The sequence below is a fragment of the Streptomyces sp. SP18BB07 genome (assembly GCF_036322545.1).
Lineage (GTDB): Bacteria > Actinomycetota > Actinomycetes > Streptomycetales > Streptomycetaceae > Streptomyces > Streptomyces deccanensis.
In genome coordinates, this window is record NZ_JAQYWT010000154.1 from 21144 (window position 1) to 29854 (window position 8711).

Sequence of the window (8711 nt, forward strand, 5' to 3'; positions counted from 1 at the left end):
AGGATCACACCGGATTTTCGTAACGCTTCCAATGGTTCGTGGTCGCCGTCGGCTCTTAACTGTGCGCAACTCACCGAGTGACCTCGATCTCATTTACGTCACGTCACCACGCCCGCGATGAATGTCCCGGCCGACGCAATGGTCGGCTCAACGACGGATGCCGTCGCCGCCGGGTACATCGCCGGACCATGGCAGGAGCAGACCATGCAGCGCAGAGCAAGGGTTGTCGGACTCGAGAAGCGAACCGGGGCCGTCGGCAACAGGGATCAGAACGTTCCCGGCGCGACCGAGGCCACGATGGCCCGTCAGGGCAGACGCTGGCTCGTCGGGGCGGCCGCCGGCCTGTGTGCCGCGCTGCTCGCCACCGCGTGCGCGCCACAGGAAGCGACCTCCTCCCGCTCGAAGGCGGACGTCGATCCCGAGGTCACCGCAGCCCTCAAGAAGGAAGGCCTGGTCAGGTTCCACGACGGTCAGTACATGGAGAACTCCCTCCAGGCCTACTTGATGAAAGAGATCGTCACCGAGCTCGGTGGAGAGGCCGAAACCGTGCAGAGTGGACCGGCCGAGGCCGCTGCGGCGATGTGCAAGGCGGACGACCTCGTGTCCATGGACTGGTGGCGGTGGCAGTTCGAGGACGGGTGGCAGAAGTACGTCGTGAAGCAGAAGTGCATCGTCGACGCCGGCACGACGGACTACAAGGGTGAAGAGGGCTGGTACGTGCCCACCTACGTCATCAAGGGTGACGCCAAGCGGGGCATCAAGCCCGCTTGCCCGGAACTCCCGGACTGGAAGGCCCTCAACAAGTGCGTGGACGTCTTCAAGACGTCCCGGACCACGCCCAAGGGCCAGTACCTGACCGGGGCGGAGTCCTGGGCACCCGCCTATGGCGACCAGGATCGCATCGACAATCTGAAGCTCGACTACAAGATGGCGTTCGCCGGCTCCGAGGCGGCGCTCTTCGCCGAGCTTTCCAAGGCCTACGAGCGGGGCGAGCCGTGGCTCGGGCTGATGTGGCGTCCCAACTACCTGACACAGAAGTACGACCTGACGCGTGTGGAGTTCCCGCCCTACAGCGACAAGTGCTGGAAGACCACGCACGCGTGCCAGTGGCCGGAGACCGTGATCTACCGGACCGCCTCGGCCGGCCTGGAGTCCAAGCACCCGACGGTCTGGAAGCTGCTGCAGAACTACGAGCTCGACGACAAGCAGCTGAGTTCCATGCAGTCGCTGGTCGTGAACGACGGCATGTCGATCGAGGACGCCGCCAAGAACTGGGTGAAGGAGAACCGCGAGGTGTGGACCGCATGGATCTGACCGGCGGATCCCCGGCCGAGACGGTGCCTCGTACCGGCCCGGCCGCAGGCACGGTCACAGCGGCGAAGAGCAGGCGTCCGGACGAGCCCGGCAGTCCGGGACCGGCACTGGGTGAGCCTCGTCGCCGTGTCGGCCGTGGTTTCGCCTGGCGCCCCTGGCACCTGGTGCCGGTTCTGGTCGCCGTCGTGATCGTCACCGGGGCCGTCTCGGCCCCGGTGGCCTTCCCGGCCGGGCTCAGGGTCCCGGTCGGGCGGGCGGTGGAGGACGCGTTCAACGCCTTCGCGGAGAGCGGGACCTGGCTGTACGAGCCGATCGCCACCGTGTTGGACGGGTCGTTCGACTGGTTTGCCGCCTGGCTGCAGGTGATCTCCCCGCCCGTGCTCGTGGCGGCCGTCGTCCTCCTCGTCGGCTACTTCAAGGGCGTCCGGCTGGGGCTGCTCGCCGCGGTGACGTTCGCATGGGTGGTCCTCACCGGGCTGTGGGAGCCGACGGTCGAGACGGTCGCGTTCATGCTCGTGGCGGTCATCGTCAGCGCCGTCGTGGGCGTCGGACTGGGACTCGCCGCCGCAGCGCACCCGAGGGCCCATGCCGCCGTGCGGATGCTGCTGGACGCCGTCCAGGCGTTTCCGGGCTTCGCCTACCTCGTGCCGGTCGTGTTCCTGTTCGGCATGGGGAACACCCCGGCGCTGATCGTCACGGTGATCTGGGCCATGCCGCCGATCGCCCGCATGACCAGCGTCGGGCTCCGGGATGTCTCCCCCGACGTGCTCGAAGCTGCGGCGGCTTCCGGCGCGAGTCGCCGGCAGCTCCTTCTCGGGGTGCGGATCCCCATGGCGGCGCCGAGCATCCGTGCGGGTCTGAACCAGACCATCATGTACACGATCGCGATGGCCACGATGGCAGCGATGATCGGCGCCGCGGGTCTGGGCGCGCCGGTGTGGAGCGCCCTGAGGCGACTGGAGTTCGGCGAGGCTCTGCAAGCCGGGATCGCCCTGGTGCTCGTCGCGATCCTGATGGACCGGGCGTCCTCGCCGCGCAGCGGTTCCGGCACGACGAAACGCACGGAGGCGTCGGACGGACCGCATCCACGCCCCGTGGGTCGCTTCCTTCGGAAGCCGTCGCTCGCGGGGACGATCACCTTCTCGGTGTTCCTGGCCGTCGTGGTCGCCTCGCAGCTCTTCCGCGGCTCGTGGCAGAACTTCGCGGAGCCTCCGTGGGGCACACCGGTGCGGCTGCGGGAGCCCGTGGGCGATGCCGTGATCTGGGTGACCACGACGTGGGGCCCCGGCCTCGACGCCGTCGGCTCGGCGATCCAGCAGTTCGGCCTCAACCGGCTCGGCGACTTCTTCGCCTCCATCCCGTGGCCCGTCGTCGCGCTCTGCTCGGCCGTCCTCGGCGTGGTCGTCGCAGGCAAGGTCAAGGGCGTCTTCATCGGCCTCGGTGTCGTCGCCATCGGTTGCCTGGGAATGTGGGAGCCCACGGCCGAGACGCTGGCGGTGGTCAGTACCGCCATCGCGCTGTCCGTGCTGATCGGATTCCCGGTGGGCGTCCTGATGAGCGCGAGCGACGCGGTCGCAGCCGTGATGCGCCCGATTCTGGACGTGATGCAGACGCTGCCGGGGTACCTGCTCATCATCCCCGCCGTCATGATCTTCGGAAGCGGCGAGGTCGCCGCCGTTCTGGCTACCGTCCTGGCCGCGGTCCCGCCGGTGATCCGGTTCACCAACACCGCACTGCGGGGAGCGGACCCGGAGGTCGTGGAGGCGGCCGTCACCTTCGGCGCCACGCCCGGTCAGGTCCTGCGGCAGGTGCGTATTCCCCTGGGGCTGCAAACCATCATGGTGGGCCTGAACCAGGCGGTACTCCTGGCTCTGGCCATGGCAGTCATCAGCGCGATGATCGGCGCGCCCGGTCTTGGACAGGACATCCTCGCCTCGGTCGAAAGGGTCGACCTGGCCCGGGGCGTCGAGGCCGGCCTGGCGATGTTCCTGCTCGGCGTGATCATCGACCGGCTCTTCGACGGGTCCGCCCGCATGCTCACCACCCTCACCCACACCTCGGCCAGCCCTGGAAAGGCGGGATCATGACTGCCGTATCCGCACTCGCGACGGAAGCCCCGGTCGGCGGCGCCGCCCTCAGCGTCCGGAATCTCTGGAAGATCTACGGCCCTCACCCCCGGCGCCACTTCGAGGAGGCCGAGTCGGGCAAGGCCGTGTCGGACAGCGCGCACACCGCGGCGGTCCGGGACGTCTCCTTCGAGGTGCGGCCCGGCGAGACCTTCGTGGTGATGGGCCTGTCCGGCAGCGGCAAGTCGACGCTCGTCCGATGTCTCAACAGGCTCCTGGAACCCACCGCCGGAGAAGTGGAAGTGGACGGCGTCGACGTGGTGTCGATGTCCCAGTCCCAGCTCAGCGAGATGCGGCGCAAGCACTGGGCGATGGTCTTCCAGCACTTCGGACTCCTGCCGCACCGCCGCGTCCTGCACAACGTCGCCTACGGTCTCGAAGTCAGCGGTGCCCCCAGGAGCGAACGCGACGCCAGGGCTCGGGAGATGATCGAGCTGGTGGGACTCAAGGGCGTCGAGGACAAGTACCCGCATGAGCTCAGCGGCGGCATGCGACAGCGCGTCGGACTCGCGCGCGCCCTGGCGGTACGCCCACGTCTGATGCTCCTTGACGAACCTTTCAGCGCCCTCGACCCCCTCATCCGCGGCGACCTCCAGGACGAGCTGCTGAGGCTCGCCGACGTCGTGCGCCAGAGTTCGATCTTCATCACTCATGACCTGGCCGAGGCGCTCAAGGTCGGCGACCGGATTGCGATCATGCGTGACGGGAAGTTCGTCCAGGTCGGAACCCCGGAGGACATCGTGTTGCGTCCGGCCGACGACTATGTCCGCCGCTTCGCGGTGGAGGCACCGAGAGCCAAGGTGGTGCGCGCCGGAACGATCGTGCGAGAAACCGTCACTCTCTCCGGGGCCGATACCCCGGAGACCGGCCTCGCGAGGCTGGCCAACGCGGGCGGCGAGGCCGCGATCGTGCGAGGCGAGGACGGCACGACGTCGAGTGTTGTCACAGAGCTCCAGTTGCTCAGGGCCCAGAAGGAGGGGCTGAGGACGCAGGACCTCCTCACCGGCGAGTTCGCGACGGTGGGCGAGGACGAGAAGCTGGGTACCGTGATGGAGAAACTCGTGGCAACGGGAAACCCGGTGATCGTCCACTCGGCCTCCGGCCGGTTGCTCGGACTCGTGGACCACTCGACCGCGGTCCGTGCCCTCGCCACGACACCGCCACCCGCTGGTTGACGCATCAACACTGGTCGGAGGCGCTTTGTCGCCGCGTCGACGATGACCGGCAAAGCGCCGCGTCCAATCCGATGGGGCTTCCAGGAGGAGCGTTCCCACGCGGACCATGAAGGACCACCCGACGACGACAAAGGGAGACGTTCTCGCCGGGTTCTCTCGGTTGCGTCGGGAGCAACTGCGCCCCGAACGGGCAGGCTTGCGCTTCGCCGGTCGACACCGGACCCCAGGCTGCGGCGGGAGGAGCTTGCTACGCTTGCCGTCCTGAGCGTCGAGTACCTGGAACGGCTGCAGCAAGGCCGGGACACCAACCTCTCGATCGCGGTACTCGCCGCGCTCGCGAGGACATGCGGCTCTCCGACGACGAGAAACTGCACCTCGCGATGCCGGCCATGAAACGGCACGGTGCCGCTCTCAACCCAGGTCCCCACCCGGTCAGCGAGAAGCCGCCCTCCACGGTTCGTGCACTGCTGGACCCTCTCGATCCCCGATCCCACGTCGGCATGCCTGCTCGGCCCGATCTACAACCTCGTGGCGTGGGACCACCGTGGGCAACGGTGGTCGGGCCCCTGGGGGTGGGGGACGAGGACCGGCCGAACTTCGGCGGCTTCCGCTTCCTCAATCCTCGGGCGCGCCGGATCTTGGTCGACAGCGACTGGGCCCGCGGGGAACGCTGGCTACGCCGCGTCCGGGGACCCGCCTGTTGGCGGTGAATCCGGGGCCGGACATGTACGACCCGGCGAACAGGTTCCGTGAGCCCCAGACCGAGCAAAGCACTCCGCGGCATTCCCCGATGGCTGGGCGGCGCAGCAGGTGCGTGGGGGCCTGGCGGGGCGCCCGGGCCCGCCCACTGATCGCCGATCCGTGGCTGCCACCGGCATTGGATGCAGGAACCCGGATTCGCGGACCTGCCGTTGGAGGAGCGCACCTACATCACCCGCCGGGCGGTGGCCGGCCACCACAATGTCGTCCACCGGACCGAGGCCGTTCCGGCCTACTTGGACGTGAGACTGCGCTCCTGGCAGTCCACCCGCACACCCGCCTCGATGCTCGGACCCCGCCCCCCAGGTCGACTACGCCCCGGTGGATTCGGCCGGTTCGTCGCACCGCGAGCGTGGCTGAGCACGTGGTCAGGGCTGTCGACCCGCCATGCTCATCGAGTCACTGATGTCGATCCACGAGCCGCTCCTCCTGATCATCAGCCTCACCTCGGACAGTCTCGGCTTCCCGGCGCCAGCCAGGCACAGCTCGACGCCAGCTCCACCGAGGACTAGAGGATCCGGTTCGTGGAGGTCGAGCACTCAGCCACCCCCTCCCGAAACGGGAAGAGGCCCCGCGACTCGTCGTCGAGGGGCTCGCTCCGCACTACTCGTCCCGATCGGGAAAATGACATGAAGCAGTTCGTGGTGACGCTCGAACTCCTCGCAGGCCCACCGGGCCCCGAGGTGACTGAGGCCCAACAGGCGTTCTTGGCCAAGCTCTTTGAGCAAGGCACCCTCGTGAACGGCGAGAGCCCCGTCGTCCGCTCCAGCGGCGCGGCAGTGGATGTGCGCGCCCCAGCCGGGTGAGCCGTCAGTCTCGCGGCGCGATCCGTCTGAGGACGGCCTCCGCCTGTGCGGCCATGTGTTCCACGATCTGCCCAGCGGGCGCGATCTCGTGCACCAGTTGGACGGTCTGCCCGGCCGGCATCATGCCGAAGTCCAGGTCGCCGTCCTGGTACCCCGTCTCCACGCGCGATCCGGCGACGGCGTACTGACCGGGGAAACCGGAAGCCTTCGCCCCTGAAGCTTCCCACTCGCTGGTCCACTTGTTGGCGAAGGCGCGCATCCGCTTGCCGCTGTAGGAGTGGGTGATCGTGGTGTCCTTGAACGTGCCGTCGAGGACGCGCTGTTTGAACGCGCTGTGCCCGAAGGCCTCCGGACTCGCGATGAACCGGGTGCCCACCCAGGCGCCGGCCGCGCCCAGCGCCAGCGCCGCGGCGAGGCCCCGGCCGTCCGCGATGCCGCCGGCCGCCAGGACGGGCTGGTCCACCTCGTCGATCACGGCCGGTACGAGAGTCATGGTCGACGCGTACCCGGTGTGGCCGCCAGCCTCGGTGCCCTGGGCGACGATGAAGTCGACGCCCGCGGCGCTCGCCTCACGTGCCTTGCCCACCGAGCCGACCAGAGCGAAGACCTGGATGCCACGCTCCTTGCACTCCCGGATGAACCAGTCGGGCGTGGCGAAGGTCAGCACCACGGCCGCCGGAGCCGCGTCCAGCACGATCTGCACCTGATCGGCCACGGCGCCCGGCGTCAGCAGCGCCTCGATCCCGGCCAGCTTGGTGCGCTCCTGGTCGTCGAGCGAGTCCCACAGTTCGCGCACGGGCGCCCACTGTTGCTGGTCCTCGGTGGTCAGGGCGTCCGGCAGCAGCAGATTGGCCGCGAAGGGCTTGTCCGTTCCCCTCTTGATCGTCTCGATCTGGTCCCGCAGCGCGTCCGGCATGAAGCCGGCACTCCCGAGGCACCCCATGCCTCCGGCGTTGCTCACCGCAACCACCAGTTCGGCCTGGGCAACGCGAGCCATCCCCGCCGAGCAGATGGGGTGGGCGATGCCGAGAGTCTCGGTGAGTGCCGTCTGTATCACGGGTAGGGCCTTTCAGCTCGATCGGTGGGCAGTGGCTGCCCGACTGTTTTTGACATGCGCATCCCTGGGTGCCGGAGCGGCATCAGGTAGCGCTCCACCCGCCGTCGACGCGGATCACCTGGCCATTGACGTAGGAGGCCCCGTCGGAAGCCAGGAACAGCACTACTGAAGCCACTTCGCTCGGATCGGCGGAGCGGGACGCGGGGATGAGGAAGTCCATGATCTCGGGCGACACCCCGATCCCACGGTTCTGGGAGGATACGAGGTCGCCCAGGAGTTCTTCCGAGGTCGCGCGCAAGTTAGTTCGGATGACCCCCGGTGCGACGACGTTCGCCGTGACGTTGTGCGGACCCACGTCGATCGCGAGGCGGCGGTGGAGACCCTCGATACCCGCCTTGGACGTGACGTAGGCGAGACCGTCGGCGGCGCCGCGCTGACCCGCGACGGAACCGATGGAGATGATCCGTCCGGACTTCTGGCCGATCATGGCCTTCGCGGCGGCTCGGCAGCCGTTGAACGTGCCGGTGAGGTTGACCGTCATGACCTTGTGCCACAACTCCGGGGTGGTCTCGAGCACGTCGGCGTACCCGTCGAAGACGCCCGCGCTGTTGACCATGACGTCCAGCGAACCGGTGGCCTCGACCACTTCGTCGACGAGCGCGCCGACACTCTCGTAACTGCTCACGTCGACGACCCGCAGGTGGAGCGACGAGGGGGAGGACAGCTCTGCCTTCGTCTCCTCCAGGCGCTCCTGGGAGATGTCACTCGCGAAAACCTCGTATCCCGCGTCGACGAAAGCGCGGGCGATACCCCGCCCGATGCCGGAGCCTGCCCCAGTGATGATGACGCTCGGTTTGTCCATGCCTGTGAGCCTAGGGATCCTCCGGCGCGGGCTTGAAGTGGAATCCTCATGACACGGCACGCGAAGTTTTGGGATATCCACCGGCGGGGGAGTCTCAGGGATTCGGGGCGGCCTGACGAGCCGCGTGGGCGGCGTGCATGAGGCCGGTGTGGTGCCGGAGAGGTGGCGAAGTCGGCCGTGTCGGGCAGCCGGCGGCCGCGCGGGCGGTCCACTGGGGGCGTCCGAGCAGTCGGAGTGCTTCGAGCAGTCGACGGTGATCGATGGCCGCCATGCTCCGGTGCCTGCGGCGGCCTGGGCGGCACGGCTGAGGGTTCGTACGGAACAGCCCGAGCAACCGAGCGTAGTCGTCGACGTGGTGCAGATCGTGACAGGCCTCACCGCGCGCATGTAAGGCCAACTACCCGGCTGATGCCGGGGGTTGGAAGGCTCACGGTGAACGGAAGGGTTCAGTCGCGTGGCAGCACGCCCAGCAGCGTCGAGGTGAAGGAGAGCCGCAGCGCGTCACGCAGCTCCAGGTTGAACACGGCGAGGGCGGGTTCGTCCGCGTAGGCGGCGAGGACGCTGGGCGGCGGCGGGACGTACGACGACAGGGCGCCCGCCGAGACCAGGATC

At 68.4% G+C, this 8711-nt stretch carries 6 protein-coding genes; 4 read left to right on the forward strand and 2 right to left on the reverse strand.

Annotated features, from left to right (window positions below):
• Nucleotides 1-117 precede the first annotated feature (117 nt).
• From PUR53_RS00940 to PUR53_RS00955, 4 genes are all read left to right on the forward strand, one after another.
• Complete coding sequence (locus PUR53_RS00940; RefSeq protein WP_329907048.1) at nt 118-1314, forward strand: glycine betaine ABC transporter substrate-binding protein; 1197 nt, start codon at nt 118-120, stop codon at nt 1312-1314.
• Complete coding sequence (locus PUR53_RS00945; protein ID WP_329907050.1) at nt 1305-3401, forward strand: ABC transporter permease; 2097 nt, start codon at nt 1305-1307, stop codon at nt 3399-3401. Before PUR53_RS00940 ends, PUR53_RS00945 begins: the two co-directional genes overlap by 10 nt.
• Nucleotides 3398-4615 carry a quaternary amine ABC transporter ATP-binding protein gene (locus PUR53_RS00950; protein WP_329900133.1) on the forward strand — a complete coding sequence of 406 codons (1218 nt, stop codon included), beginning with the start codon at nt 3398-3400 and terminating at the stop codon, nt 4613-4615. The genes PUR53_RS00945 and PUR53_RS00950 overlap by 4 nt, the downstream gene beginning before the upstream one ends.
• Before the next feature lie 1388 nt (nt 4616-6003).
• Nucleotides 6004-6180, forward strand: coding sequence for a hypothetical protein (locus tag PUR53_RS00955; RefSeq protein ID WP_329907049.1), 177 nt, complete (start codon nt 6004-6006; stop codon nt 6178-6180).
• Between the two features lie 4 nt (nt 6181-6184).
• On the opposite strand, the gene PUR53_RS00960 is transcribed toward PUR53_RS00955, so the two are convergent.
• Nucleotides 6185-7237 (reverse strand): NAD(P)H-dependent flavin oxidoreductase, encoded by a 1053-nt coding sequence (locus PUR53_RS00960; RefSeq protein ID WP_329900131.1) that lies wholly within the window; start codon nt 7235-7237, stop codon nt 6185-6187.
• An 82-nt stretch (nt 7238-7319) separates the two neighbouring features.
• Nucleotides 7320-8099 (reverse strand): SDR family NAD(P)-dependent oxidoreductase, encoded by a 780-nt coding sequence (locus PUR53_RS00965; protein WP_329900130.1) that lies wholly within the window; start codon nt 8097-8099, stop codon nt 7320-7322.
• Nucleotides 8100-8711: the final 612 nt, after the last annotated feature.